This is a genomic window from Pseudomonas sp. LARHCG127 (assembly GCF_052871455.1).
The window spans coordinates 188,367-213,162 of sequence record NZ_JBIXJT010000004.1 but is presented as its reverse complement, the minus strand read 5'-3'; the positions used below and the strand labels follow the sequence as shown (position 1 = coordinate 213,162).

At 55.4% G+C, this 24,796-nt stretch carries 28 protein-coding genes; 21 read left to right on the top strand and 7 right to left on the bottom strand.

Going from position 1 to position 24,796, the window contains the following annotated elements; all coding sequences use genetic code 11:
* Positions 1-23: 23 nt before the first annotated feature.
* The 8 genes from ACIPQ1_RS09145 to ACIPQ1_RS09110 all read left to right on the top strand — a co-directional run bounded on the left by ACIPQ1_RS09145 (position 24) and on the right by ACIPQ1_RS09110 (position 6,408).
* A complete protein-coding gene (locus ACIPQ1_RS09145; protein ID WP_305490573.1) occupies positions 24-329 on the top strand; it encodes a DUF2730 domain-containing protein in 306 nt (101 codons plus the stop codon).
* Positions 326-619: a VpaChn25_0724 family phage protein gene (locus ACIPQ1_RS09140; protein ID WP_446533981.1), complete on the top strand. Its 294-nt coding sequence runs from the start codon at positions 326-328 to the stop codon at positions 617-619. The genes ACIPQ1_RS09145 and ACIPQ1_RS09140 overlap by 4 nt, the downstream gene beginning before the upstream one ends.
* 2 nt (positions 620-621) lie before the next feature.
* The gene (locus tag ACIPQ1_RS09135; protein ID WP_431480840.1) at positions 622-1,173 is read left to right on the top strand and encodes a phage protein Gp27 family protein; all 552 of its coding nucleotides are present in this window, start codon (positions 622-624) and stop codon (positions 1,171-1,173) included.
* Positions 1,170-2,774, top strand: coding sequence for a hypothetical protein (locus ACIPQ1_RS09130; protein WP_411387106.1), 1,605 nt, complete (start codon positions 1,170-1,172; stop codon positions 2,772-2,774). The genes ACIPQ1_RS09135 and ACIPQ1_RS09130 overlap by 4 nt, the downstream gene beginning before the upstream one ends.
* Positions 2,771-4,153: a DUF935 domain-containing protein gene (locus tag ACIPQ1_RS09125; RefSeq protein ID WP_411387105.1), complete on the top strand. Its 1,383-nt coding sequence runs from the start codon at positions 2,771-2,773 to the stop codon at positions 4,151-4,153. The genes ACIPQ1_RS09130 and ACIPQ1_RS09125 overlap by 4 nt, the downstream gene beginning before the upstream one ends.
* Position 4,154: 1 nt before the next feature.
* Positions 4,155-4,955, top strand: a complete 801-nt coding sequence (locus ACIPQ1_RS09120; protein WP_446533980.1) for a phage head morphogenesis protein — start codon at positions 4,155-4,157, stop codon at positions 4,953-4,955.
* Between the two features lie 108 nt (positions 4,956-5,063).
* A complete protein-coding gene (locus tag ACIPQ1_RS09115; protein ID WP_411387103.1) occupies positions 5,064-5,540 on the top strand; it encodes a phage virion morphogenesis protein in 477 nt (158 codons plus the stop codon).
* Between the two features lie 121 nt (positions 5,541-5,661).
* The gene (locus ACIPQ1_RS09110) at positions 5,662-6,408 is read left to right on the top strand and encodes a hypothetical protein (protein ID WP_446533979.1); all 747 of its coding nucleotides are present in this window, start codon (positions 5,662-5,664) and stop codon (positions 6,406-6,408) included.
* 200 nt (positions 6,409-6,608) lie between these two features.
* Here the strand turns inward: ACIPQ1_RS09110 and ACIPQ1_RS09105 are convergent, their stop codons facing one another.
* Positions 6,609-7,724: a hypothetical protein gene (locus ACIPQ1_RS09105; RefSeq protein WP_411387101.1), complete on the bottom strand. Its 1,116-nt coding sequence runs from the start codon at positions 7,722-7,724 to the stop codon at positions 6,609-6,611.
* Between the two features lie 855 nt (positions 7,725-8,579).
* On the opposite strand from ACIPQ1_RS09105, the gene ACIPQ1_RS09100 reads away from it, so the two are divergent.
* The 3 genes from ACIPQ1_RS09100 to ACIPQ1_RS09090 all read left to right on the top strand — a co-directional run bounded on the left by ACIPQ1_RS09100 (position 8,580) and on the right by ACIPQ1_RS09090 (position 11,214).
* Complete coding sequence (locus ACIPQ1_RS09100) at positions 8,580-8,936, top strand: helix-turn-helix transcriptional regulator (RefSeq protein ID WP_411387100.1); 357 nt, start codon at positions 8,580-8,582, stop codon at positions 8,934-8,936.
* On the top strand, positions 8,908-9,972 hold the full coding sequence (locus tag ACIPQ1_RS09095) for a reverse transcriptase family protein (protein WP_411387099.1): 1,065 nt from the start codon (positions 8,908-8,910) through the stop codon (positions 9,970-9,972). Before ACIPQ1_RS09100 ends, ACIPQ1_RS09095 begins: the two co-directional genes overlap by 29 nt.
* A 234-nt stretch (positions 9,973-10,206) precedes the next feature.
* The gene (locus tag ACIPQ1_RS09090; protein WP_411387098.1) at positions 10,207-11,214 is read left to right on the top strand and encodes a hypothetical protein; all 1,008 of its coding nucleotides are present in this window, start codon (positions 10,207-10,209) and stop codon (positions 11,212-11,214) included.
* Positions 11,215-11,273: 59 nt separating this feature from the next.
* Here ACIPQ1_RS09090 and ACIPQ1_RS09085 read toward each other — a convergent pair whose 3' ends face one another.
* Entirely contained in the window at positions 11,274-13,616 is a 2,343-nt protein-coding gene (locus ACIPQ1_RS09085) for a KAP family P-loop NTPase fold protein (RefSeq protein WP_411387097.1), read from the bottom strand.
* Positions 13,617-14,179: 563 nt separating this feature from the next.
* Between ACIPQ1_RS09085 and ACIPQ1_RS09080 the strand changes: the two genes are divergently transcribed.
* The 9 genes from ACIPQ1_RS09080 (at position 14,180) to ACIPQ1_RS09040 (ending at position 20,269) form a co-directional block, all read left to right on the top strand.
* Entirely contained in the window at positions 14,180-15,004 is an 825-nt protein-coding gene (locus tag ACIPQ1_RS09080; RefSeq protein WP_411387096.1) for a phage protease, read from the top strand.
* Positions 15,005-15,012: 8 nt separating this feature from the next.
* Positions 15,013-15,381 carry a head decoration protein gene (locus ACIPQ1_RS09075; RefSeq protein ID WP_411387095.1) on the top strand — a complete coding sequence of 123 codons (369 nt, stop codon included), beginning with the start codon at positions 15,013-15,015 and terminating at the stop codon, positions 15,379-15,381.
* Between the two features lie 12 nt (positions 15,382-15,393).
* Positions 15,394-16,374, top strand: a complete 981-nt coding sequence (locus tag ACIPQ1_RS09070) for a major capsid protein (RefSeq protein WP_411387094.1) — start codon at positions 15,394-15,396, stop codon at positions 16,372-16,374.
* A gap of 3 nt (positions 16,375-16,377) precedes the next feature.
* The gene (locus ACIPQ1_RS09065; RefSeq protein WP_411387093.1) at positions 16,378-16,809 is read left to right on the top strand and encodes a gp436 family protein; all 432 of its coding nucleotides are present in this window, start codon (positions 16,378-16,380) and stop codon (positions 16,807-16,809) included.
* Positions 16,809-17,291 (top strand): Gp37 family protein, encoded by a 483-nt coding sequence (locus ACIPQ1_RS09060; RefSeq protein ID WP_411387092.1) that lies wholly within the window; start codon positions 16,809-16,811, stop codon positions 17,289-17,291. The genes ACIPQ1_RS09065 and ACIPQ1_RS09060 overlap by 1 nt, the downstream gene beginning before the upstream one ends.
* Positions 17,288-17,530, top strand: coding sequence for a hypothetical protein (locus ACIPQ1_RS09055; protein ID WP_446533978.1), 243 nt, complete (start codon positions 17,288-17,290; stop codon positions 17,528-17,530). The genes ACIPQ1_RS09060 and ACIPQ1_RS09055 overlap by 4 nt, the downstream gene beginning before the upstream one ends.
* Positions 17,531-17,533: 3 nt before the next feature.
* On the top strand, positions 17,534-18,955 hold the full coding sequence (locus ACIPQ1_RS09050) for a phage tail sheath subtilisin-like domain-containing protein (RefSeq protein WP_446533977.1): 1,422 nt from the start codon (positions 17,534-17,536) through the stop codon (positions 18,953-18,955).
* Positions 18,956-19,480, top strand: a complete 525-nt coding sequence (locus ACIPQ1_RS09045; protein WP_411387089.1) for a phage major tail tube protein — start codon at positions 18,956-18,958, stop codon at positions 19,478-19,480.
* A 96-nt stretch (positions 19,481-19,576) separates the two neighbouring features.
* Complete coding sequence (locus ACIPQ1_RS09040) at positions 19,577-20,269, top strand: hypothetical protein (RefSeq protein WP_411387088.1); 693 nt, start codon at positions 19,577-19,579, stop codon at positions 20,267-20,269.
* A 532-nt stretch (positions 20,270-20,801) separates the two neighbouring features.
* Here ACIPQ1_RS09040 and ACIPQ1_RS09035 read toward each other — a convergent pair.
* The 3 genes from ACIPQ1_RS09035 to ACIPQ1_RS09025 all read right to left on the bottom strand — a co-directional run bounded on the left by ACIPQ1_RS09035 (position 20,802) and on the right by ACIPQ1_RS09025 (position 22,598).
* Entirely contained in the window at positions 20,802-20,969 is a 168-nt protein-coding gene (locus ACIPQ1_RS09035) for a hypothetical protein (protein WP_411387087.1), read from the bottom strand.
* A 479-nt stretch (positions 20,970-21,448) separates the two neighbouring features.
* Positions 21,449-22,033, bottom strand: coding sequence for a hypothetical protein (locus tag ACIPQ1_RS09030; protein WP_411387086.1), 585 nt, complete (start codon positions 22,031-22,033; stop codon positions 21,449-21,451).
* Between the two features lie 58 nt (positions 22,034-22,091).
* The gene (locus ACIPQ1_RS09025; RefSeq protein WP_411387085.1) at positions 22,092-22,598 is read right to left on the bottom strand and encodes a hypothetical protein; all 507 of its coding nucleotides are present in this window, start codon (positions 22,596-22,598) and stop codon (positions 22,092-22,094) included.
* Between the two features lie 1,089 nt (positions 22,599-23,687).
* On the opposite strand from ACIPQ1_RS09025, the gene ACIPQ1_RS09020 reads away from it, so the two are divergent.
* Entirely contained in the window at positions 23,688-24,053 is a 366-nt protein-coding gene (locus tag ACIPQ1_RS09020) for a DUF6124 family protein (RefSeq protein ID WP_411387084.1), read from the top strand.
* Positions 24,054-24,113: 60 nt separating this feature from the next.
* On the opposite strand, the gene ACIPQ1_RS09015 is transcribed toward ACIPQ1_RS09020, so the two are convergent.
* The gene (locus tag ACIPQ1_RS09015) at positions 24,114-24,320 is read right to left on the bottom strand and encodes a hypothetical protein (RefSeq protein ID WP_411387083.1); all 207 of its coding nucleotides are present in this window, start codon (positions 24,318-24,320) and stop codon (positions 24,114-24,116) included.
* Between the two features lie 61 nt (positions 24,321-24,381).
* Positions 24,382-24,675, bottom strand: a complete 294-nt coding sequence (locus ACIPQ1_RS09010) for a hypothetical protein (protein ID WP_411387082.1) — start codon at positions 24,673-24,675, stop codon at positions 24,382-24,384.
* Positions 24,676-24,796: the final 121 nt, after the last annotated feature.

Sequence of the window (24,796 nt, the reverse complement as noted above, 5' to 3'; positions counted from 1 at the left end):
AACCTCAAGACCCGGAGCCCTGAATGAACCTCAACGAACTCAACTTCGGCTTCCAAACCGTCCAGTGGCTGGTCCTCACCGTACTCGCCCTCTACACATGGATCACCAAACGCCAAACCGCCAGCACCCAAGAACTGCTCGAACTGCGCACCCGCATCGTCGCCCTCGAAGAACACGTCCGGCACCTGCCAGACCCGTCGGCCATCACCGACCTTCTGGGCGACATGAAAGCCATCCGCGCCGAACTCTCCGGCGTCAAAGACGCCCTCAGCCCCTTGGCCCGGTCGCTGGACCGCATCAACGACTACCTACTGCGAGAAAAAACATGACCCCCTACGCCGACTACCTGCGCCACGACATGCGCCTGGTCATCCTGCGGCTGCTGGCTGAAATGCCCGGCTACCGCGCCAACAGCTCCGTCCTCAACACCGCCCTCGACAACTTCGGCCACACCGCCAGCCGCGACCAAATCAAAACCGAACTGCACTGGCTCACCGAACAGGGCGCCGTCACCCTGGCCGACATCGGCCCGGTACTGGTCGCCACCCTCACCGAACGCGGCCAAGACATCGCCGCCGGCCGCGCCCGCGTGCCCGGCATCAAACGCCCGGGAGCCTGACCATGGTTGGCAAATCCTCCATCAACCGTCTGCCGCCCATCGTCAAGGCCTACATACAAAAGCTCCTGCGCGAAGACCGCCTGACCCTCGACGACATGCTCGCCGACATCCACCGGCGTTTCCCCAACGAAAAGCCCCCCAGCCGCAGCGCCCTGGGCCGCTTCAAAGTCGGCTTCGACGAACTCATCGACAAAGCCCGTCAGCAACGCGAAATGGCCGAAGCCTTCGTCGGCGCCTTCGGTGAAGACGCCACCGACAAAACCGGCGCCTTACTCGTCGAAGCCATCTCGACCCTGACCTACCAAGCCGCCATGGGCGCCCACGAAAAAGACGACGTCACCGTCGCAGAAGTCTCCGCGCTGGCCCGCGCCGCCAAAGCCACCATGGAAGCCCGCACCCTCAGCGTCAAAGAGCGCCAGACCATCGAAAAAGCCACACGCGAACGCCTGCTCCAAGAACAAGCCGCCGAACTCGACAACGCCGTCAAAGCCCAAGGCATGACCGAAGACCAAGCCCTGTTCTGGCGCCAGAAGTTCCTCGGCGTCAAACCATGAAGCCGTCCTCCAGCACACTGCGCGTCATCGAATGGGACGAGTTGCCGCCCAGCGTCCGTCAGATCCCCGAGGGCTACAACCCGCTGGCCGAAGGCATTCTCATGGTCCACCAATCCCAATGGCTGGCCATCGACGCCCACATCAAGCTCTGTGAAAAAGGCCGCCGCACCGGCATCACCTTCGCCGAAGCACTGGACAGCGTCATCACCGCCGCCTCGCAAAAAGTGGCCGGCGGCATGGACTGCTTCTACATCGGAGACACCAAAGAAAAGGGCCTGGAATTCATCGGTTACTGCGCCAAATTCAGCCGCGTCATCGCCGAAGCGCAGGCCTCCGGCGTCAGCCAAATAGAAGAATTCCTCTTCCAAGACCAAGACAACACCGGCAACACCCGCCACATCAACGCCTACCGCATTCGCTACGCTTCAGGCTTCAAAATCGTTGCGCTCTCCAGCAACCCGGCCGGCGTACGCGGCCTGCAGGGCAAAGTCATCATCGACGAGGCCGCCTTTCACCGTGACGTCTCGGCCGTGCTCGACGCCGCCACCGCGCTGCTCATCTGGGGCGGTCGCATCGTCATCATCAGCACCCACAACGGCAAAGCCAACGCCTTCAACCAAATGGTCAGCGACATCCGCGACCAGCGCTACGGCAGCAGCGCCCAGGTCTTTCGCGCTACCTTCGACGACGCCGTCGCCAACGGCCTGTTTGAACGGGTCTGCTTCATGGCCGGCAAGCTCGCCACGGCCCAAGACAAAGAAGCCTGGTACAAACAAATCCGCAACGCCTACGGCCCGCGCAAAGCACAGATGCGCGAAGAACTCGACGCCATCCCCCGCGACGGCAACGGCGTCTGCATCCCCGGCGTCTGGATCGAAGAAGCCATGCGCCCCGGTCGCAGCGTCCTACGCCTGGCCCTGGACGACGACTTCACCCAACAGCCGGTCTACCGGCGCGAGGCCTACGTCGACGACTGGATCGAGCGCTACCTGGCGCCGCTACTGCAACCGCTCAACCCCGAGCACCGCCACTTCCTCGGCATGGACTACGCCCGGCACCGCGACTTCTCCATCATCTGCCCGATGTCCGTTGACCAAGCACGGCATCGCGACGTCCCGTTTGTGGTGGAAATGCACAAAGTGCCCACCCGGCAACAACAGCAAATCCTGTTCTACATCCTGCGCCGGCTGCCGCGTTTCGTCGGCGCGGCCCTGGACGCCACCGGCAGCGGCGAAACACTCGCCGAAGACACCGCCGACGCGTTCGGCCACAACCGCATCCAACAAGTCAAAATCACCCGCGCCTGGTACGGCGCCTGGATGCCCAAATTCGTTCAACTGTTCGAAGACGCGACCCTCACGCTGCCCAAAGACGACTCCCTGCACCAAGACATTCGTGCCATCGAAACCGTCGACGGCATCCCCATGATCGTCAAAGCCCGCAAACAAGACCTCAAAGACCCCGACCTCTACCGTCACGGCGACTTTGCCGGCGCCGGCGTGCTGGCCAACTTCGCCACGCTGGAGGTCGCCAGTGGCCCGGTCACCGTCAAATCACGCCGCCCACGCCAGGGCCAACGCCTCACTCAGGGGTACGCATGAACACAACCGGTGTATGGGTCAGCCCCACCGAATTCATGAGCTTTGCAGAGACCAAGCGCGGGCCCTCGCTCAAACAGCACATAGCCACCCGCGGCCGCGCACAGGCCAGCGACTTCACCAGCCACTTGCCCAACCCCGACCCTATCCTCAAAGCCCAGGGTAAAGACATCGCCATCTACCGCGACCTGCGCAGCTCAGCCTTGGTCGGCGGCAACATCCGCCGCCGCAAGGCTGCGGTCCTGTCCCTGGAGCGAGGCCTGCAACGTGAACAAACCAGCCGCAACGTTGAGCGCTTCGTCACCGATTGGCTCGCCGACCTCGACCTGGACCGCATCATCCGCGAAATGCTCGACGCCCCCTTGTTCGGCTACCAGCCCATCGAACTGCTATGGCAGCCGTTGGGCAGGCACTGGGTACCGCAAGACCTGCTCGGCAAGCCGGCTGAATGGTTCTTCTACGACAAAGACAACGCGCTGCGCTTCCGCGCCAAAGACGCCGGCCCAGACGGCGAGCTCTGCGACCCGCAGCGCTTCATCGTGGCCCGCCAAGACGCGACCTACGCCAACCCCTACGGTTTCCCAGACCTGAGCATGTGCTTCTGGCCGGCCACCTTCATGAAAGGCGGCCTCAAGTTCTGGGTTCAATTCACCGAAAAGTACGGCAGCCCCTGGGTCATCGGCCAACACCCACGCGGCGCCACCGACGGCGAAACCGAACTGCTGCTCGACAGCCTCGAAGCCATGGTCCAAGACGCCGTCGCCGCCATCCCCGACGACGCCAGCGTGCAAATCATCGAAGCCGCCGGCAAAGCCGGCAGCGCCGACGTCTACCGCCAACTGCTCGAATACTGCCGCAGCGAAATCAACGTCGCCATGCTCGGGCAAAACCAGACCACCGAAAAAGACACCAACCACGCCAGCGCCACCGCCGGTGCCGAAGTCACCCAAGACATCCGCGACGGTGACGCCGCTATTGTCGCCAGCGCGCTCAACGCCTGCATTCGCCACGTCGTAGACCTCAACTTCGGCCCACACGTCGTCGCACCGCACTATGCGCTGTGGCAACAAGAAGAAATCGACAAATCCCTCGCCCAGCGCGACAAAGCACTGACCGAGTCCGGCGTAAGGTTCACCAACGCCTACTGGCAGCGCACCTACAACCTGCAAAACGGTGACCTACAACAAGCACCGATCCAAGGGGACAAACCCGCATTCGCCGAAACCACACAACACCGGGCGCCGGATCAAGCCGCCCTTGATCAAGCCATCGACAGCCTGCCATCCGAGCCCTTAAACCAACTCACTGAAAACCTCGCCAACCTCATGTTCATGGCCGACACCTGGGGCCGCCTAAGCGCATCCGCAGACCGGGAAGACTGACATGGCCAGCCCCGCAAAGCAGCTCGACCCTGCGGACCTAAAGATCATCTTCGGCCTCGAACCCGCCAACGCCATCGCCTACCTGAAAGCCAAGGGCTACACCATCACCCGGCATTGGCAAGACATCCTCGACCAGGCCCACGACCACGCGTTCACTGTCGCTAAAGCCATGCGCCTGGACCTGCTCACCGACATCCGCGCCGCCCTCGAAACCGCGCTCCAACAGGGCCAAACCCTCCAGCAGTTCACCGCCAACCTCAAACCCGTCCTACAAGCCCAAGGCTGGTGGGGCCGGCAAGTCATCGTAGACAGCCAAGGCACCGCCGAAACCGTCCAGCTGGGTAGCCCGCGTCGGCTCAAAACCATCTACCAGACCAACCTGCAAAGCGCCTACATGGCTGGCCGCAAAGCCGCCATGGAACAAACCACCGAGACCCACCCGTACTGGATGTACATCGCCGTCCTCGACGGCAAAACCCGCAGCAGCCACCGCGCCATGCACGGCCAAGTCTTCCGCCACGACGACCCCATCTGGTCAACCATCTTCCCGCCCAACGGATTTAACTGCCGCTGCCGCGTCATCGCGCTGAGCGAAGCCGCCGTCAAACGCCGCGGGCTCACCGTAGTCTCCAGCCAGGGGAAGACCTTCACCGAAACCGTCGAGACCGGCACCGACAAACGCACCGGGGAAATCAGAACAGCAACCGTGGGAGGCATCCGAATCACCAACGCCCAAGGCCACAGCATCACATTCCGCACGGACCCAGGCTTCAACCACGCCCCCGGCACCGGCCTGAATTAATGCGCCCCCCGTGGCGAGGGAGCTTGCTCCCGCTGGGCTGCACAGCAGCCCCAACCCAGCCCAACCAATACTTCCTGGCCCACCACAAACCAATATGGAAGGCACCCCATGTTCATCATCGAACTAGACCATCAACACCTGCAGCAGACCCTAAGCAAAGTGGAGCAGACCATCGGCGACCTAACGCCACTCATGCACAGCCTGGCCGGCGAGCTAGCCAGCCAAACCGAAGAAAACTTCGAACATGAGGGCCGCCCCCAGTGGCCTGAGCTTTCCGACGTCACCACTGGACGCCGAGCCGAAATCGGCCACTGGCCTGGAAAAATCCTGCAAGTCAGCGCTGCTGGGCTGGCTGCCTCGATCGCCATCCAAGCGACAGACAGCACGGCGCTGGTGGGTAGCAACAAGCCCTATGCGGCAATGATGCAGTTCGGTGGGGATCAAGCTGATTTTCCGCAGCTGTGGGGTGATATCCCGGGCCGGCCGTACTTGCCCATGGATGCTGAAGGCAACCTGCAGCCTGAAGCTGAAAGGGCCATTCTCGACTTGGTTTTGGCTCATTTGGAAGAAGCAGCACGTTTCTAGGGGGCGCATCCATCGCACGGCCTGACAACGGAACGGAAAAAAAAATATTCCTCGCCGTTGCGCTTCGCTTTTTCTCGGCTAGTATCAAAATGACATCGCGCACCCAGATTAAGGAAAATCGATGAACACACTTATCGGGCTTATCGGGCTTAGCTTCATTCTGAGCGGTTGCGCAAGTGGTACAGCTGACCAGCCGACAAAGATCATCGTAAATCCTTCTCCTATCTGGCCTTGGGATCAAAAGGATGATGACGATAACGATAAAAATGACAATAGAGTTCCTCTCAACGGTTGTCGTAATAATTACTGCAGTGACAACGACATGTTCGCAGCGATGCTTGCGACAGGCACGTACTGCAGGCAGGTCAGCAATTATTATGAGAACGGCGGGAACATCAACTCGGGCACCCGGTTAGCTGTCAAAGTGCTTGGCGTTCTGGCGGGAAGCGTCTTTGGTATTACCGCAGGTGGATCGGCAGCAAAGGCTTGGTCAGGTTTATCGGGCGCAACCAATGGCATTCAGGCCGATTTGAGCGACAACGCATCCGCCCGCTCAAATCGAGCACGAATCGTTAGCAAAATCCTGGCGGATTATAACGTGGAGGTAAAGGCGTTACTCAGCGACAAGGACCCCACAGTGCAGGTGCGGCGGCAGATTGTATGGGCATCTATTAATACATCGAATCGTTGCGCGACTGAAGCTGAGATAGAACCTGAAAATGCGGCTAAAAAAGTAGAGGCTCAGGTCGCAGAAATCAAGAAAACGATTCAGGACAGCAAAGACTCCCAGGCAGCAGCAGCAGCAGCACCACCACCACCAGCACCAGCACCAGCACCAGCACAGCCTATACCCAAACCTGCACAGTAATATCCTAGGCCGGTCGTACGCTACCGCGTAAGGTGTGTTTGACGTAATCGTGACGAGGAACTTGCTCCCGCTTGAGTGTGAAGCTCTCATAAAGCAGAGCTGTTGCGCTGCGGGTGGAAGCAAACCCCTTCGCCACGGATCACTCTATCCCCTCAAGTAAATCTTATTCTGTCTCAGCAAAGGAGCTTTCCCAGTAAAACTTATTTACCGTCGGATGGACCATCTCCAGCCGCCGGTTTAGGTTTCGAGTCGAACAAGCCTTTAAACTTGTCTAGCGAAGCGTGAACCGAGTTCATAGACTCAATCATATAGTTAAAATCATTATTCATATTTTCCTTATGTCCGGGCCACATCACGTCCTCTTTGATCACCTCGAGGACCCGATTGAGTTTTTCCGATACTTCGCCCCCCTCAGGCACCATCTCTTTAACGGCGTAATAAGAAAGCATATATCGATCATATACGGACTTAACGCGCAGGCACGCCAGTGATGCATCCATGTAATGCCGGTACTGTTTAAGGAACCAGGCAGCCAGAAATTCACATACCAAGAACACAACGGAGCTAGCGACCATCCCTATATACATGACAGTATCGCTAGGCTGGCCAATCTTCGCCCAAGCCTGCCAAGCCACAATAGCTACCACATAATAAAGAATCCCACCAAATAAGAATAATAAACCCCTATCAAGAAGGTTTGATCCTTTTTCTTCAGTAAGAGAGATATGCTTATCTAGGCTTTCAACCACACTGCATACATATACTTCAAACGCGGTACCTAAAACCCTCTCACGCTCTACAGCTTTATACTCGGCAGACGCTTCCTTTATCTCTTCCTTTACAAGCTCCAACGTGTCATTTATTTCGGTTGAATCTAGCGTCAACGGCAATCCCAACCGATCAATGACTCCTTTGGCAAATGAACTTATTGTTAATTTGTTAAATGATCCTGCAGAGACATTGGATTCCTTTCTTGCCTTTCGATCAATCGCAACAAATGAGGAGCCCACGATGCGCTCGACAGTTTTTACAATCGTACCAAACACGGCAAATCCGAATAAAATAATGCAGAGCGTTCCTGAAATGTTAGCTTGCAACACATTGAATAGGGTGGGGGCAGTAAAAGATACAACCCCATACAAGCCCACCAAAATTATCCCGTACCCTACAACCAAGGCAAAGAAATCATGAAGACCCGTGCGCTTTACTGGCGAGGTGGGAGGCCTTCTTTCTTCAGGCTTGTTATTATCTTTCTTACGTCCATCGCTCCCTGGCACTTCGTCTTTATTGCTTTTTATATTTTCCTTTACACCCATGTTTGCCTCTACGCAACTATGTTTTATGTAATGTTCTTAACAGACGTTTAACCCCTGCAATTGCGATGTCGATCTGAATGAGCAAAAAGCAAGCGAGGCCGCACAGCATTCTTCGGGTCGCCAATGCAATATCTTACCAGTAGTAGCTCAATGCTATCAGTCTTTTTTGAAGGGCATGTCTCGTTCAAATTGAGAGCGTTGCAAAACCGGCCACTGAGGCCTAGCTTCAGTCATTAGCCAGACCACCAATAGCTCGACACTGATGACAGCTATCGTCCTAGGTGGAGGCGATGTCCGGATCATGCCGATTGGCGAAACCGTGGGATGACTCCCCCGTTCTCTGTCACCAGTGAAGTCACCGTAGGAAATTTATGGCATGGAAAGCCAAAAATATTTTCGCTTTAAGCGAATTTATTTTGACTTTTGGCGAAGCGAGACGTAGCCTGCATCTGCGGTATGGAGATTCTCTCGCTGTTGTTGGGGCTTCGGCCCAGTGGAGGCTTGCCTCTAAACCCTTTCCCAAGCGATTCGCCACCCGGCTGCACAGGGATCCGGATACGCGGGGATACTGCTTTCGTGCGAGACGAAAGCAGGTGCTCAGAAGGGGGGAAATGCGTTGCTTGCTCCAATTTTCAATCCGGTTACATGCGAGACCCTTTCAATTTCTGAGAGGGGTAACTGGAATACAAATATGAAAATTGACAAACCCGCCAAGCGACGTCCGGCTGTTAGAACACGAAAAATGGTTAAGTGGTTGAAGCTGATGATGTGCGCTGTACGTTGGATCGGGGTTCTGTTTGCTCTGATCGACAAGCACTGGCCCAAACTCCTGGAGCACCTTCGTGAGATTTTCTAATGCCTAACCCCCGCTGTTGTCACTTCACTAATGAGGATGCAGTGATGCTAAACCAAGCATTACGCCTAATTCGAACTTACCACGACCTATCCCAGACAGAGTTGTGCAAGGAACTGGGTGTATCTAACTCTCACCTTTCCGAGTTGGAGTCAGGCAAAAAGCAGCCGACTATCGAGCTGCTAGAAAAATACAGCAGATATTTCGACATCCCATTGTCGTCTATACTATTTTTCTCTGAAAATCTTGACACACCTAAGCCTTCGGACAAACTGCGGACAGGTGTAGCAAAAAAAGTAATTCATCTCCTCGAATGGATTGAAAATAGAAATGAGGCTAAAGTGCGCAAAAAAGGTTAAGCAAGAAAAAAAGTCTTATGACATATCGCAAAGCGCTTTATACAAGACCTCCTCAAAGTCAAAACTAGCAGCTATTTACTCCCTTAGCGTTTCTCAACTTCTGAATAGCATAGGTAACTACAAGCGCTTTGAAATGACGCCAAAAGCAGATCCATTTAACACTGGAAAGCAACCAAAGTCGCGCTGGGTTCAAAAGCCAAAAGGGAAGCTGTTAGCCATTCATGAGCGTACTCTGAAGTTATTACGATGCGTTCAAGTTCCTGAGTATATGCAATCTGCTTTAAAAGGCACTTCTTACAAAAGAAATGCCGAGTCCCACTTGGCCGGGCGCATGGTGGCAACGCTTGATATCAGCAGTTTTTTTCGCTCAACCACAAAGTCGCAAGTTTTCAACTTTTTCAGAGAGCAGCTTGAGTGCCCAGGTGACATTGCAAAAATTTATGCGGATCTTGTTACCTGCGATGACTGCATACCGACAGGAAGCCCGCTTAGCCCACTTCTTTCTTATTATGCGAACAAGCCATTATTTGACGAATTGAGTGTGATGGCGAAAAGTTTAGATTTAAATTTCACATGCTACGTTGATGATCTTGCATTTTCGGGAAATCATATAAAGCTAAATTTTCTATGGAAGATCGAAAAAATAATAAAAAAATACGGACATTCTACCGCATCAAAGAAAACAAAAATTTTCGGTCCTGATACTCCTAAACACATTACAGGTACTGTGATTGAAAATGGGGTGTTGAAGGTTCCTAATGTCAGATTCAGAAAGATCAGACTAATAAAATCCGCACTCGCGGGGAAAGGAAACAGCTTCGGCTTTAGCGAGAGTCAATTGAAATACAAATTAGGTGGGCTGCTAGGTGAGGCAGCGTATCTTGACAGCGATTTCAAGTCATTGGCCGATGAATACAACAGAAAAATTAGAGAGCTAAATCTAGCTGCGCTCGGGAATGGAGAGGCATATCGATCACTCCCCAATCCTTCAGAGGTTGCTGATGAAAGCTTCATTCCTCCGTGGAGAACAGAATAATAATTATTACACTCAGCACAGTACAGCTACCGTAAGACCCCCTATCGAGTCAGCTGAAGGAGTTGCGTCAACAGATAACACCCTTCAGATTTTTCGTTACCGAGTAACGATTGCTCTCAAGATCAACCAAATTTCGCCGAAATATAGAGGTACAAGACGACCGGCCTCTATGACGACAACAAACTGGATAGCTCGGCGATGTACGCAAACGGGCCCGACAAGGAGAGTTACTCAGTGCTAGACCTCATATACATCGTGGATGAACCAACCACATCCGCCCGAGCGCAATGCGGTAGCGACGGTTCGTCAGTAAATTTCACAATGCCCGGTCGGGACGACAATCTCAGCGGCATGCTAAATGCGAATCTTGCGGGCGTTGCAGGTGCTACGGTGCTTGCAGCCGGTGCGAGGTTTTTCGCTGGTCCGCTGCTGCCTACCGCTTTGGTAGCCTCCGCATTATTTAGCGTTCCAAGCTTGCTTTCTTCTTATACGAAGGAACGCAGCGCGAAAGGCGAAGACCTAGACGCGGCGAAATTGGAGGAATCACGTGTGCTCGCCGCATACATAGCGCACCATTCGCTATCACGCAGCCAAGCCAAAGCTCAAGGCTATTGCTTTCAACCTGGGCACCCAGTCGTGGGCAAGGCATACAGGAGGCACCCTCTGACGGACTATCCGAATCCAGACAATGGGAATCTCTACATCCCCAGTGATAGCTACGATGCAATTTTGTTGGAAGAGCGAGAGTCAGAGCTGATCAAACTACTGGTCCATCTAGGCGCGACCAAAATCACGATTACCAAGAAAGCGTCAGACAAAACGCGCAACGGTGTGACCGCTGGGTTATCCGCTCAAGCCGGCTCAATGGGCGGCGGTGACATCAAGTTTGCAGGCAACGCCGAGCGTGACGTGAATACGCTTGATACGCGTGAATTCTCGCTGACCGGCCGACCATGGAAGGCAGACAGCAAGGTCGAACGCGAGAGCTTTTTTTGGTTGTCATATGAACCATCTTGGAAAGCAGTAGTATTCGCCCGCGAAAACGGCGGCTGCCTAACTGCGTCTTTGGAAATCAAAGAAAGTACTTCATTTTCATCGGACAAGAATTTGGAGCTTTCGATCAAAGCACAAATGACCGAGATAGGAGGTCAGGCGGGAATATCAAACAGTGGCAACGAGGAAAAAACGTACTTAGTTAGGGCAGAGTTCGCCCCCGTACAGCGTAATAGGGACGAGCTCTAGGTGCTCCTTCGTCAATGTTCTGCTACGACCTGTCAGCCACACAGCTGCCGCCCACCCTGTCATGAGAGGTGAAAAAGGTCGCCTTCCTTTATCCCAAGCCATATTTCCAGATGCTCGTGCAGGGTTTTCAAGGCTAGCGCGTGTTCAGGAAAGTCGGTGGGTTTTATCGCCTCGCATCGGTCCTTTGCCACCTGGATACCGATCAGGTCTTCGATCACATCCTTGCTGAACATGTGGTACGTTCGGCCGACTCGGTCTCCTAGGGTATGGCTTGTGCCGGTACTCATCATGCGCGTTGCCATTCTTGCAAAGCCCTCGTCGGTCTCGATGGCACCCGACATCCAATTGCGTGGCTCGGTAAGGGAGCCGGTATAACTTTTCCATCGGTAGAGTTGGGTAACGATATCTGGTTCAGCAATCATCGCGTCCCTGTCAGAGGCGCGATTTCTGATCAGTTGTAACCAAACGGCTTTCATTGCCTCAACGGTATCGAGATCAAGCGCAGGATTGAAGCTTTCCGCCTTATCTTCTTTTTGAGCCGCAGGATCGTTCAAGTGGATCAATATCGCAGCAACGGACAGAGCTTTGGTCTGGCGGAACGCTTCGAGTGCTAGATCACCTCGTACATTTTCCGGGATTCGCTTCAAGAACCATGAAATTGCTCGCCATGCCGAAACCCAAGGCGAATTGAAGGGATCGCCGCCTACGCCTGCGAGCTTCTGTGCAATGTTAAACATCCCTGGAAGCAAAGTGGCAGCGTTATCAACAGGAAGGCGTTCGACGGACTCGTCGAATCTAGCTACAAGTGAGGGTAACAGCTCCTCTGCCTCTAGATTTGCGATAGCGGCAGTTAGTTCGTCCTCCGTTGCCGTTGCGTCAAGGAACTCAACAAAGCGACGTTCAGACATTTCTCCTAGTGCAGTCTGAAGTTCGAAGTAGCGGGGGAAGAAGCGCGGTGAGCAAGCCCGCTTCGTTGTCAGCCAATTGAGACGAAAATCCTCAGCATAATTCGGACCGCCAAACGCCCATTCAAGAGGTGGGAACAGTTCGGTGATCGTCTCCCTGGCGATTTTGCGACGCGCCTCTGGTACCACCTCAAGGAGGCGCTCGGCTGCGGCTCTTTGCGTATCCTCTTGGCCATCACTTCGAAAGCGACGCTCTTGAAGGACCAGTGTCCTTTCTCGGAATAGAGCTTCGTGTAGATCCGCCTCAAAAACTCGCAGAGCTTCAAGAACCAAAAAATCGACAATATTCACTTCGAACACGTCGCCAGATACATGCAAGGGCATGTGCACTGCCACAGATAAGATTAGCCGACGAGCATCTCGGACGTTGCGTAGACGCGGTTGGATGCAGCCCACGAAAGCGTTGCCCCAGCGTGTCTCTGAGAACCCATTGGCCTCAGTCGCATAGCGGCCGACCAACAGGGAAAGTTCCTCTCCAAAAATCCTATGTACAACCGTCACAGGGACGGCGGGTAGATCGAAATTTGTTTGCACAATTTTTTCGAGAAAAGCTCGCCCGTCGCCGTCCGCGACCGGATCGAGCGCTCTCTCTACGATGCTGGGTTGGAAGAGCAGCACGAAGACTATGTTGGGCAAGTTTGCGTTGGCCTTCACTTGCCGAAGTAGTACCCGAATCTGCTCGGGCTCGAGTCTATCAATATCGTCGACGAAAACGATTAACGGACGGGGGAGCTCTCGTAAACGGCGGTCGAGAGCCTCGCGTACCTTGTCGAGTGGTTCCCCACTGCGATCACGTCCGTAATGCAAGAGTAGACGTCCGATCAGGGATGTGGCTACGGCCAGACCGGCAAGTGCAGCCGCGACCTTAGCAGCGGTAGGAAGATCGAAACCAATGGCCGAAGCAATGAAAAGCACTGAAGCATTCGTCAGCACTGACGAGATCATTTGGCTAGAACTGCTAGCCTTTTTAAGCGGGGCGCTGGCCCCCGTCAGGATCGCGCCGTAGCGCCGCAGAGCTTCGGCGCGCTTGAGCGCGGCCTTCGAATGCTCCCCTCCAAGTTGATCCGCTATTTGGCTGAAGAGAGCACGGGAAATTGCGTCGCCGTCCCCCCATTGCCATGGATTGAAGTCTAGCCAGTCCGAACCACTGCCTCTTTCCGTAAGTCGCTCAGTCACTAGGTTCTTCAAGGAGGATTTGCCAAAACCCCAACCACCGCGGATTGCGAACACTCTTCCTTCACGCAAGCTGAGTTCTGAGAGCACCGTAGCTATGCGGCTCGCAAAGTCGGCCCTTCTAAGGCGATCCTCCGACTTCGTACGAATCGGACTTTCCGATCCGATTTCATCTACAGATAGACCAGCCGTGATGGGACTGATTTTGGGCTTCGCTCCGCGACAGGAAAACCATGTTGAGAAGCGGATGAATAGCCCGTTCATAATGCTGATACTCGCAGGGAATTTTCGTTCGATCAAAGTGCCAAAATTGGAATGACAGCCGAGTGGCTGGATAGCCAGTTCGCGATAAAGCGGTCAGTAGGGCAGATTATGGTCAAATACTGGCTTAAAGCCAGTAAACAACTAAGAAATTTTAGGTAAGCCCTCGCCATAGAAATAACAGCTCTTCTCCGGAGAGAATTCCACGAACCGTAGCATTGCCCCGTCCTAAGAAGGCGAACCTTGACCCCAGTAGTTAGTTTCGTAAACGCCCGTGCCAGACGCGAGGAACAGCCTAGGTCATACCGATTCACAGTGAAGCGAAAAATCCGATGTAAACGCTTTATAAACCCGGTCAGCCCCATTGCGAATCATTGAGTCTCCCCTCATCCGGCCAACCCTCACCAATCGAACTCCACGTTAAACCTGCCGATTTCCTATCTCGAACGTTTTGTACTCCCCCAGAACCTCGCCTGAGTTGGCTCACCAACCCTTTAAATCCGATTAAAAGCCCCATTTCCATCCGGCGCCCAAGCTCTGCACATCATCACAACGCAGCGCCCACCATGACCCCACTCCACATCTTCAAACCCGGCACCCACACCGCCCAATGCGGCACCACCTACAACTTCACCGAAGCCGACCTGGCCGCCACCGTCGCCGCCTACAACCCATCGCTTCACGAAGCCCCCCTGGTCATAGGCCACCCACAACACGACGCTCCTGCCGCCGGCTGGGTCAAATCCCTGTCCGCCACCACCCATGGCCTCATCGCCGAACCCCAACAAATCGACGCGTCCTTCGCCGAGCAAATCGCCAAGGGCAGCTACAAGAAAATCTCCGCCTCCTTCTACCACCCAACCGCCGCCAACAACCCCGTGCCCGGCGTCTACTACCTGCGCCACGTCGGCTTCCTCGGCGCCCAACCGCCAGCCGTCAAAGGCCTGCGTCCCATCGAACTGGCCGAAGGTGAACCCGGCGTCATCGAATTCAGCGAAGGCGGCCTACAGCCCACGTCCTGCGCCACTGCATTAGAAGCAGAAAACAAACGCCTCAAAGCCGAACTCGCCCAACGCGACAACGCTGCCCAAAAAAACCTCCACAGCGCCAGCGTCGCCTACGCCGAACAACTGGTCGCCGCCGGCATGAAGCCGCTGCACGCCGCAGTCGTCATCGCCGCCCTCGACGCCGTGCAATCTGCCGCCACCCCCTTGGAATTCGGCGAAGGCGACCAACGCCAGCCACTAAGCGCAGGCCTCAAGACCCTCTTCAAAGACCTGACCAACCCCGTCAGCTTCACCGAAGTCGCCACAAAGGCCCGCACCGGCCAACCCGATGCAGCACCCACCAATCCTCTACTCGCCGATGCCGCAGCCCGCGCCCAACGCTAGGAACCCCCATGGCCACCTTTAACCAACCCAAAGACCTGGGCGACTTACTGTTGCTCCAAGTCAGCCCCGGCTGGACCAAAAGCAACGTCACCTTACTCGCCGGCACCGACTACCCACTCGGTCAAGTGATCGCCAAAGTCGCCGGCAAATACCAAGCCCTCGATCCCGCCGGCAACGGCGCCGCCAAAAAAGCCGCCGCCGTCCTGGCCGAGCACGTCGACGCCACAGCCGGCGATCAACCGGGCGTGGTCATCGCCCGCGGCGCAGTCCTCGCCATAGCGCACCTGGTCTGGCCCGCCGGCATCACACCCGCCCAGCAAGCCGTCGCCCTCGACGAACTCAATGCCCTGGGCATCGTCGCCCGCGTAACCCTCTAACCGGAGCCCACCATGAACCTGCCAGACCTATTCAGCGTCGCCAACCTCACCGCCGCCGTGAACAAACTCCCGGCCATCCCCGGCAAGGTTGGCGCCATGGGCCTGTTCGACGAGAAAGGCGTCACCAGCACCAGCGTCGTCATCGACGAACGCGAAGGCCGCTTGGTGCTCGTGCCCAACACCTCACGCAACGACGACCCGGCGCCGCTCGAAGGCCGCAAACGCAAGCGCCGTACCTTCGAAACCCTGCATCTGCCGGTCAGCAGCTCAATCCTGCCCAGCCAGCTACAAGGCATCGCCGCCTTCGGCCAGGAAAGCGCCACCGCGCCCGTCGTCACCGTCGTCAACGACCACCTGCAAGAACTCAAAAACAGCATTGAAGCCACCCGCGAATTCCAACGTGTCGGCGCACTGCGCGGCCAACTGCTGGATGCCGACGGCTCGCTGCTCTTCAACCTGTTTGAAGAGTTCGACGTCAAACAAAAGAAGGTCACCGTCGCCCTCAGTAACCCAGACACCAACGTGCGCAAAGCCTGCCTGGACGCCAAGCGCCACGCCGAATCCAAACTCGGCGGCGTCATGGTCACCGGCTTTCGGGCCTTCTGCGGGCCGGACTGGTTCGATGCCTTCACCGACCACGCCAAGGTCAAAGAAGCCTTCGCCCACTACCAGGCCGCCCAAGATCGTCTCGGTGGTGACATGCGCTCGGGCTTCACCTTTGGCGGCATCGAGTACATCGAATACGACGTCACCGTCAGCGGCCAGCGCTTCATCCCGGCCGACATCGCTCAGGTCTTTCCCGTCGCCCGCGGAGTGTTCCGCCTGTTCAACGCCCCGGCCAACTACAACGAGACCGTCAACACCCTGGGCCAGGCTTTCTACAGCAAAGCCGAGCCGCGCAAGATGGGCAAAGGCTGGGACCTGGAAGCCCAAGCCAACCCCTTGGCCATGTGCTTGTTTCCCGAAGCCCTCGTCGAACTGAAGGCGGGCTGAGCCATGCGCTACTGCACCCGCGCCGACCTCGGCAACGCCATTCCGCTGATGACGCTCACTCAGCTGTCCAACGACGACCCGGCCGCCACCGCACCCAACGAAAGCGTCATCGACGACGGTGTGCGCCAGGCCGAAGAACTGGTCGACGGTTACCTACGCGGTCGCTATCAACTGCCGCTCGACCCGGTGCCCACCGTCCTGCGCGATGCCGTGGTCTACCTGGCACGCCATTGGCTCTACCAACGCCGCCCCGAGGGCGCCTTGCCAGACGCCGTCAAAGACAGCCGCAAAGACACCCTCAAACTGTTGGAGAACATCCGCGACGGCGTCATCACCCTAGGCACGCCCACCGGCCTGGCCGTGCCAGAGCCGGGTGAGATCCGCGTGCGCGCTCGCCCTCAACAATTCGACGCCCAACAGTGGGACCGCTATTAATGACGCCGGCCAAAACCCAAACCGAACAGCTGCTCGACGCCATGCTCGCCCGGCTACAAGCCGACCTCGGCAACGAACTGATGATCGAGCTGTTCCCCGAAAATCCGTTGCAATATCGGCTCAACCATCCCCGCGGCGCCGTCTTGCTCGCCTACGGCAAATCCACGTTTGGCCAGTCAGAAAGCACCGACGCCTGCTTCCAAGCGCGTCACCTGGTGCTGCGCCTCACGTTGGTGTTCCGCCAACTCAATGGCAAAGACGGCGTTGTCAGCCACCTTGACCGCATCCGCGCCTGCCTCACCGGCTGGTACCCACCGCACGCTAACCAGGCCTGCCGTCCCGTCTCCGAACACTTTATCGGGCATCACAACGGCCTCTGGCAGTACGCCCAGGACTTCGCCGCCGGCATCCCACACCTGCAAACTCAGGACCACGAAAGCGGGCCAAAACTGACCTCCGTCCAGCTTCAGGAGCACCCATGAAACTCACCACTTATCGCTACGCCGGGCTACCCAGTTGCGCCTCTCTACGTGTCGGCAAAACCGGCGAACGCCTCGAAGTCCTCCTGCATCCAGGCCAACCGGTCAGCATGCCCGCTGACCACGAATACACCCGCGTTTTGCTGGCCCTCAAACACCTGCATCCGCAACCCGCCAACCCTCTGCCGGCGGGCTTACCCGTAAAGGCAGCAGCACAACCAATATCCGCCCTCAAGGAATAACCCATGCCCGCCAATTACCTGCACGGCATCGAAACCACCGAAGTCGAACGCGGCCCCAGGTCCATCCGCGTGGTCAAATCCGCCGTCATCGCCGTAATCGGCACGGCGCCCACCGGCCCCATCAACGAACTGACCCTATGCCTTAACGACATCCACGCCGCACAGTTCGGCCCGCACATCACAGGCTTCTCCATCCCCGAAGCCCTGCAAGGCATCTTCGACTTCGGCGCCGGCACTGTACTGGTCGTCAACGTGCTCGATCCCGCCATCCACAGCACCACAGTGGCCGAGCAAGACGAACAATTCACCAGCAGCGATCAACTGCTACTGGAACACGGCGCACTGCAAACGCTGGAAATAAAATCCGCTGACGGGTTGGTCACCTACTTAGAGGGCACTGACTACAGCACAGACAGGCTGATGGGACACATCCGCCGCTTACCGGCGGGCGCCATCGCCGCCAATGCCCAGATCAAAGTGGACTACACCCACGCCGATCCCAGCAAAGTCACCGCGACGGACATCATCGGTGCTGTCAACGCCGCAGGGCGGCGTACCGGCCTAAAAGCCTTCCAAGACAGCTATAACCAACTGGGCTTCTTTCCCAAAATCTTCATTGCCCCGGGCTTCAGCACCTTGAAAGAAGTGACCGCCGAGCTGGGCGCCTCGGCCGGCCAGGTCGGCGGCATCGCCTACATCGACGCGCCCATCGGCACCACCGTACAACAGGTACTGGCCGGGCGCGGGCCAGCGGGCGCCATCAACTTCAACACCAGCAGCGACCGTGTTCGGTTGTGCTACCCGCACATCAAAGTCCACGACGCCGCCAATGGCGAACGCCTGCAACCGTTGTCGATCCGCGCCGCAGGCCTGCGCGCCAAAGTTGATAACGACCACGGTTACTGGTGGAGCAGTTCCAATCAGGAACTGATCGGCGTCATCGGCCTAGAGCGACCACTAACCGCCCGGGTCGATGACTCACACAGCGAAGTCAACCTGCTCAACGAAAACGGCATCACCACCGTCTTCAACGCCTTCGGCACCGGCCTGCGCCTGTGGGGCAACCGCACCGCGGCCTGGCCCAGCGTCACCCACATGCGCAACTTCGAAAACGTGCGCCGTACCAAAGACGTTGTCGACGAATCCATCCGCTACAGCGCGCTGCAGTTCGTCGACCAACCACTCACCACCTCGCTCATCACCAGCATCACCGAAAGCGTCAACTTGTTCCTGCGCAAACTTATCGGCGACGGCGCCTTGCTCGGCGGCGAATGCTGGTACGACCCGGCCCGCAACCCTCAAACCGAACTGGAACAAGGCCACGCACTGTTCAACTACAAACTCACCGTACCGCCGCCCTTTGAACGCGGCACCTTCGAAACCGAAATCACCGGGCAATATCTGGTCAACTTGGGAGCTGCATAAATGGCAGGCTTTACCGCGCACCGTATTTCCAATGCCAACGTCTATCTCGATGGCACCAGCTTCTTTGGCAAGTGCGAAGAGATCGACCTGGGCAGCATCAAAACTGTGTCGAGCGACTTTCAGGGGCTGGGCATGGTTGGCCTGATCGAGTTGCCGGATGGCATTGATAAGCTGGAAGGCAAAATCACATGGAACAGCTTGTACTTCGAGGCGGCCAAGAAGCTGGTCACGCCGTTCAAGAGCGTGCAGTTGCAATGCCGTTCCAACGTACAGGTGTTCAACAACGGAGGGCTGGTCAATGAGATACCGCTGGTCACGACCATGACCATTACCGGTAAGGAGTATCAGTTGGGCACGCACAAACCGCGTGACCCGACCAAATATGAGACGCCGTTTTCGGCGACCTACGTGCGGCAGATGATCAATGGGGATGAGGTGGTGTTGCTGGACTATCTGGCGAATATTTTTCGGGTGGGCGGAGAAGATCAGTTGATCAAGTACCGAAAAAATATAGGGCAAGCTTAAATTACGTCGCTGTGCGGGGGGTGGAAGTAAGTGGCTCACGAAGCCGGGACGTCAGCCGATATTGAGCGTGAATTTCTTAAAATAGGATAATCACTGATGGCTGATTTGACGTGGTCGCAGACGCTCGCGGTTTCACTGCTCACTGCTGCTATAACCCTTGCAGGCACGAGCTGCCAACAAGCTCGCCAGGATGAGCGAGCGGACAGAGCAAAATTTTTGGATGGCGCCCAAGTCACGGCTCAAGAAACCAGCCGTCTGTTGTATGACGGCTACAATGCGCTGGATAAGTTATTAAAAGAAACGGATCAGAAAGGCTGGGGGGAGTTCTCTAAAGGGCCGTGGCATGAATACATGCAATTCCAACGCGGTTGGCGTCAGCACCTGATCGCCGAACATTTTAAGCTATCGCGTTACTTTGGCAAAAATATGGCAGATGAGCTAGTCCATATCGATGAAATCGACATTCACCCTGTGAACAATCTTTCCTCCCCTAATCCGTGCTCGCCACCAGGAGACGAAAAAAATTATGATATAGAAAAACTCTCCGGCCAGATCGAATGTTATGCCCGACTTGCAACATTAAAACAAGATGTCATTAATCAGGACATTGAAGACAGAAAGGCCGGAGAGCTATTCGACGCAATACAATCTAAGAGTGGCACCGAACAATATGCCCGGGATCTGCTTCAGCACTATGATAAATCTACGGTTAGCTATCTTAGAAGGCTGGATGCAACGCTAACAGAGCTAGGTGTTACGAAAGTAACTGTCGTGCCTAGCGATTCTTAATATAAAACCTCCTAGGGCAGCTGGACAAGTCCTCGCAATCGGTAGTAAGAGCGGTGACTTACCTGCAGGCTCTGATTGAACGCCTTTCCAAGCAGAATGGAGGGGCGTAACCGAACCAGACGTGCCTGCTTCCACCTACCTAAAATCATTCTGGCTGAGCCAATCCGGACTAAATGCCTTCAAAAGGTTTACCTCTGGCCAGAAATAATGGCAATATAATACTCATCAAGGACTGATAGTAGAGGCGAGAAACCCGTGATGATTGGCCCAAAATTACAAAACGATTTTCTCATAAGATCGCTGGGTTTAAAGAAAGAAGTAGACCTTTTCCGAGCTTTTATTAGCGCCTTTAATGCACTGGGAACTGATGCGCTCGCGAAAGAGTATCATGGTAACCGATATCAAGTTACGTTTAACGAACGTCGGGGTGCTGGACGGGCGGTCCCTCGCTGCGAATTATGTGATGTAATGATCATCAATTATCCGATAAGTGATCCTGGCGCCGCCCGAATTACTTTCAATCAAGCAAAAGTCACGGATAACGTGCTGCGATGTCATCAAGCCTTTTCAACGGCAGCTCCTTATAGTTTTCGTGCAAACCTGGAACAATGGGATTTGCTTTCCAATCGCCCATATATAAGCTCTGCGTCAAGATTTTTTTACCCACCGTCCAATCTGCTTTCTGGTGCGCTTCTTTCATCTGTAGGTACATTTGGAGTCTTTTACCCAGTCGGCACAAGTTTTGACTTTGCATATTTGGTGGCAGACGGTCTCACTCCGCTCCATAACAATGCCAGCCCATCCGGGACGCTTCTATGGAGAGCTCCATTACTGCAAATTCGTGTTGTTGGAACCCATGACGAAATGACAGGAACGTGCTGTCTGCATCAATTTGGGGACGCGTTGGAACAAAACCTCATTGGTACACCTATCTCAACGCTTCTATCGGGTTCATCCGGGCAGGGGGCGGCTCAGATGCGTGCTTGGCTTAGGGAGGTTTTATTGTCGCTTCAGCGAGAACACCCAGACTCTTCGCTGCCGGAAGAACTCTTGAACGGCCTCCAGTTGGGCCAAGAAGAGGAGCAGGACACTACAGGGAAACGTCCACAGTCCCTATCACTTCCTCGGGCCATAGTATTGACTAGGACGCGTGGCCGCGACATGGACAAAGAGACGGGCCTATTCCACCGGTGAGGTTGGCCTACCGCCTTTATAGTGCTCTCTTAGTTCTTCGTTTCCAGAGAGCACCTCCATCATGATCTGCAACATGAGGAGGGGGCCAGGTGTGATCTGGTCGGGATTGACATTTCGCCCATCAAAATCTGGATCAGTTTCGATCTCGACATTAATAACCCACCAGACCTCGACCTTCCGCATCAAGCTCATGATTTCCTGCATTTTTTCCGAAAGCGCGAGATCTTTTCCGACCAACACGATCTCAGGCATCTCATGAGCTAACGAGTTGCGTAGTTGTTTGAGTCGCTCAAAGTCTTCAATATCATCCTGATCAATCGCCCCTATATTCTTCAGCCATATTAATGATGCATATAGGGGGCTTTTACTAAGCTTTAGAACTTTAAGGTCGTATTCTGGGGATGTGGCTATTTCGCCAGCAGTAAAATCGATGCAATAAAAATCCTTTAAACGACGAACGATGGAGTCCTTCAGCATTTCAAAGGCTGTTATGTAAAGCGATATAGCAATCAATCGCTCCTGCATCACCGCAGGTGTCAGTAGATTCTCCCATTGCTGCTCAATGCTCATATCGTCGTCCTGATGGAATTGCTACAAGTGTTCGGCGCATCCGAGCAGGGGGTGATCACTACTGACGCAGCCAGCGCTGCGAACTAATCGCTATGAACTGCCTAATCCCTAACGAGCCACGCTCATTCCGGGCTTTTGACCCCGGCTTAGTCAGGGCAGTAACCACCGCATCACGACTGGCCTCGTACATAGCAAAAGCGTCGAAATCAGAGTCAAGCAACACCAACAGCACCGTGTCGAAGGGTTGCGCCAAATCAATAGAACCCAATCGGCCGGATATCTTGGCCTGAGTCACCACGCACCGGCCTTTGATCTGGATATGTACAGGGCCGCCGTTTCTGATTTCGGTGGCGTCGTAACCGGCCTTTCTGGCGCAATGTAGATCCAGGCCAAGCTTGGTCGCGGCTTCGTATTCAGCCACCTCACCGGTAATACCTAACGGCTTGCCCGTTAACCGGTAGTAGCGTCGAGCAAGTACTTTCGCATCGCGTAAGACTTCAAATATCTCAGCATTGATGGGATCGACGCTGGCTTGGATGTCATTCGTAACTGGGAGCTGAGCCAAATCTGAGCCTCATTACGCTAGACACCGGGACGCTGAAGATTAGCAGCCATTTAGCGGTGAGTCCGTTCGCAATGTTGAGGACGATACCTTTTAGGGGTAGGAGTCTTTCAAAGGGCTACAACCCCCAGCGCCATTACCTACAACCACCACAGAATCCCCTGGCAGCACTTCCACAGCTCCACCGGTATCTTATCCCTCGTCACCGCTCGCGGTGACCGGGCAGAGCGGCCTGCAGTAGTACTTAAGGTGCCTCTGATGAAGGAACAGGTCGCTCCGCCCGATGTTGATGGCGCTGTACGCCGGGCCCCCTGGGCACTCCGGCATTGCAAATCCCCGGTCCACACCGGCGTACAGTGCCATCTTTTTAGCCGCCAGAGCTTTATGGTAGCTATGCGGGGTTCAACCCACTGCATTGAGCGCGATCTTTCAGCCGGTGACCTCGTACAGCTGCCTCCCTCCGCCAAGCATCTTCAAAGCCCATCAAAAGCGGTCGAGGGCTGAAGCCAGTCGCCCAAAACAATCGCCTCCAACCTCAAGCCTTCGGCCGAGAATGCACGTTGTTGCTGCGGTCAGATGTAGGCAAATTCCTCAAAGCATCCGCCAGCGTATTATCTACGGCAGAATCTCGTTTAATATCGATGAGCCCGAAGCGCCCCATAAGACGCTGTATTTACAACAATACAGTCCCAGGAAGTAACAAAGAAAAGTCGCCCCGTTTAATTGCCGTAAACATATCCAGCGCGACACGTTTAAATACACTCCACATTACGCCCTAAAGGCTACGAGACCTTGCGTCCTTACTTACGCATGCGTCAGAATCCGCTGGCTTGTGCGCTTTGCCCCGGGCCTCTATCGTTGACCTGCCACTGCCCATCAGTGGTCGGGTTTAGTCGCCCATCAGGTTTGGTAAGGTGCTTGAGCACCGTTCAGTCAGGTCATTTATATGCCTGCACTAAATGGTGGTTGTGCGCAGGGCGTCCTCGGGCGCGCCGGGTTTTACCAATTCCTACCGGTCGACTAACCTGCGTACAGCCGCCACCCTTCTTTTAGTCGAGAACGGTTGCAGCTCCAATGTAGGAATTGTTAACTATGTTCAAAGTAACCCCCAACCCCCCGGATATCGATTCGGTACTCTACGGCGACTCTCTCGACCCCGAAAGGTTGAAAGAGGCGGCAGACCGCGCGCTCAAGCATTACCTGAACCCCGGGGCAACGAAAACGCAGATACAGCCCCGCAAGCCCAGCACGATCTTCACCATCGACGCAGCGGTGGATGACGAAACGTTGCTCGTTGAGGCGTGCGAATCCTTGGCATCCGCCAGCGTGTTGGTCAGCGACCTCACCGATTTGACGGACGGCCCAAGACGCCAAACGATGCTGGTGCTGCAACGGGTCATCATGTTGGGTGAGTTAGCGGTCAATCGAGTACTGGATAACCACAGGCTACCTGGGTAGTCGCCAGGTAATGTTGCGGGGGCGCCGCAAGCGCCCTCACAACAAAACAGACAGCAAGAACTACAAGGTCTCTTGCTTCTTCTGTTCAGCAACGCGGCCAATGTAAGCACGCAGGTGAACCCTCGCGGCACTGACTGGGCTAAGCCCACGAAGCTCGGTGGAGCGTTGGCTTCCGTCAGGCAGCGATACCGTCAAGGTGTCATTGAACACGCTGTACAGAGCGGTATGCTGCACGCCGTCAATTTCAAGTGTGATTTCGTCTTCCATCCGGTCTCCGATCGTGGCAAGGGTGAACCATTCCCGCCGCGACGGGAATGATCGCCGGTCATCAACGCATGTTCAGGCAGGCGGGCAGGCTATCGAACACTTCCAGGCCGTGGCCGGTTACCACGTATTCCGAGTTCCCTCGGATAAGCTCTTCATCTTTGAGCCACCGTACGCAGTCGTTTAGAAATAACTCCTCAGGCGTTTCAACGTAATACCCCTCGTGAGGATCCAGACGGCCTTTCGGAAAGCCGAAATCCTCCGCGCCCAAGCCAATAGGCGTAGGACAAGCATCGATTAGTTTGCTCATTATCTGAGCGATCAAATCATTAAATTTTTCTTTGTTCGACTCACTCATAATTCCATTTCTCCTTGTGTAGCGGGTCTGGTTACCGTCTTCCAAAGCAGCCTGAATCCTCTCTTTAAATCCGATTAAAAGCCAGTATCCACTCGCACCGTCATCATCAGGGCTCAACCAA